The sequence below is a fragment of the Gammaproteobacteria bacterium genome (assembly GCA_003696665.1).
In the GTDB taxonomy this organism is placed as follows: domain Bacteria; phylum Pseudomonadota; class Gammaproteobacteria; order Enterobacterales.
This window is the reverse complement of record RFGJ01000629.1, coordinates 1-2,316: the sequence shown is the minus strand read 5'-3', so window position 1 is coordinate 2,316 and position 2,316 is coordinate 1. Positions and strand designations below refer to the sequence as shown.

Genomic DNA, 2,316 nt, shown 5'->3' with positions numbered 1-2,316 from the left:
TCAACCCCGACCGCATCCTCATCGGCAAGAACCTCAAGACGCACCAGCTGCCCATCATCATCGAACGCGACATGAAGAAGCGCGGACTGATGAAGTGACAATCCCCCCCAACACCGGGCGCGGAGGCCTTTCGAGACCTCCGCGCCCCTTTTCGCAAAGCGAAGCAGGATAAAGCTCCCCGTCACCACCTATGCAGCCACCACTTGAAAAAATACTGTTGTTTCGCATCACGCATATCGAAAACTTGGCCCTGCTGGCCCAATATGGCAGCATTCCTCCACCCACCCACCAGCTGGAAGGATACAAGTTTATCGGCGATAAAGATCTCACTCAAAGACGGCGCGAGCGCAAAGTACCAATTGATCCCGGAGGCAAAATCCACGAATATGTGGCTTTTTACCTTGGCCCCTGCACGCCAATGCTCTATCAAATCACGCGACAAGGGAAGGTACAACCTGAAGAAATCATCTATCTCTGTGTACCTTTCCTTGAAATTGAACAGTTGCAGCTCCGCTACGTATTTACGGATGGCCACTCCCATGCACACCTTACTTCATGGTACAATGACAAAAAGGATTTGGACAAGTTGGATTGGGAAGTGGTGTGCACTTCCGACTGGCGAAATACCGAGGACGACCCAGACAGGAAACGCCGCAAACAGGCCGAGTTCCTGGTCAAAGGTGAGGTGCCATTGAGCAGCGTGAAATATATTGTAACGCACAACCAACACATTGCCAGGCAAGTTGAAAAAATGCTCAATGAATTCGGATTGCCATCGATCAAAGTCTATTGCAACCCGAAAGGTGGAAAGTTTTACAGGAAATTCTATTTCTGATTCGACCTGATTGAATCAAGCCTGGCTGTTGCAAAATCGGTATGGTCATGATCAAATGGACCAAAGGCAACCTTCTGGACAGCGAAGCTGAAGCGCTCGTCAATACCGTCAATACGGTAGGCGTGATGGGTAAAGGCATAGCGCTTCAGTTCCGCGAAACATTTCCACACAATTTCCGGGAGTACAAAAGAGCCTGTGCAGAAGGGAAATTGGAGCCGGGAGGTCTGCTCGTGGTAAAAGACCGACGACCTTCCTCGGGGAAGGAAGTGTACATCATCAACTTTGCTACGAAAAAGCACTGGCGCCACCCTTCCCGATACGAATACATCGAAAAAGGTCTTCGACAGCTCGTACAGCTTCAGCATGCGCACGGATGGAAGCACATTGCGGTTCCTCCCGTGGGTTGCGGCAATGGGAAGCTGGATTGGGAAAAGGTGAAATCGTTGATGGAGCAATACCTGGGGCCAGGCGAATGCTTGTTTGAAGTGTATGAGCCAGACTCCGGAATCAAGAAACGCCTGCAAAGGCAACAAAGCGCAAAAGACCGCCCAGCCAAGCTCACCCCTGCAAGGGCCATGCTGCTCTACCTGCTCTTTGAATACGAACATCGGGGTGGCGATGCATCCTTGTTTGCCGCCAACAAACTGGCCTGGTTCCTCCAACGGGCAGGTGAAAACCTGAAGTTGCACTTCGAGCCTCTTCATTACGGCCCTTACAGCCATGCACTCGTTCACGTGCTCTACCATTTGAACGGTTCCTGGCTCGAAGGCCTCGAACAAAAAACTGTCAAGCCGTTCGAGCACCTGCAGCTTGACTATTCAAAATATCCCGACCTGGAAAGGTGGATGAACCAGCACCTCGGCACCGAACACCGGCAACGCCTCGAACGGGTTTTGCAATTGCTGGAAGGATTCGAAAACGATTACGGGCTCGAGCTCCTTTCCACGCTCGACTATTTGCGAAAAGAAACCCAAGGCGACCATCTGCTCTCGGAAGACGAAGCAGTACAACGCGTTCAATCGTGGTCCAAGCGAAAAAAGCACTACCTCAAAGAGTCGCACATACGGAAGGCGTGGCAACACCTTAATGAATTCGAACAACGCCACTTCGAAAAGAACATGCAACAAAACTGAGCCGCTTGCACCCGGCTCATTTTGCAGCCAAACCCGACGGGCATGAAACCGATCCTGATCCTTTCGCTGGCCACCCTCCTCTGTGCCGTGCAAGGCATGAGTCAGCAGGCGCGCGGCCGCCTGCGCGACTTCGGCATCACTCCCGGCGTGCTGCCGCCCGGTCCCCTCGATGCCATCACCGACGTGGAGGGCGTGCGCGTGGGCCACGTCACCCTCATCGAGGGCGACAGCGTGCGCACGGGTGTGACGGCCATTTTGCCGCACGAAGGCAACGTTTTCCAGCAGAAAGTGCCGGCCGCCATCTACGTCGGCAACGGTTTCGGCAAGCTGGCCGGCTACACTCAGGTG

At 53.4% G+C, this 2,316-nt stretch carries 3 protein-coding genes; all 3 read left to right on the top strand.

The genetic code is table 11. The annotated features are described in order from the left end of the window. Nucleotides 1-190 precede the first annotated feature (190 nt). The gene (locus D6694_15190; GenBank protein ID RMH34426.1) at nt 191-835 is read left to right on the top strand and encodes a DUF4433 domain-containing protein; all 645 of its coding nucleotides are present in this window, start codon (nt 191-193) and stop codon (nt 833-835) included. Nucleotides 836-882: 47 nt separating this feature from the next. After that, nucleotides 883-1,968: a phosphatase gene (locus D6694_15185; GenBank protein ID RMH34428.1), complete on the top strand. Its 1,086-nt coding sequence runs from the start codon at nt 883-885 to the stop codon at nt 1,966-1,968. 42 nt (nt 1,969-2,010) lie between these two features. Beyond that, nucleotides 2,011-2,316 (top strand): S58 family peptidase (locus D6694_15180; protein RMH34427.1); only part of this gene is annotated, 306 nt, incomplete at its 3' end.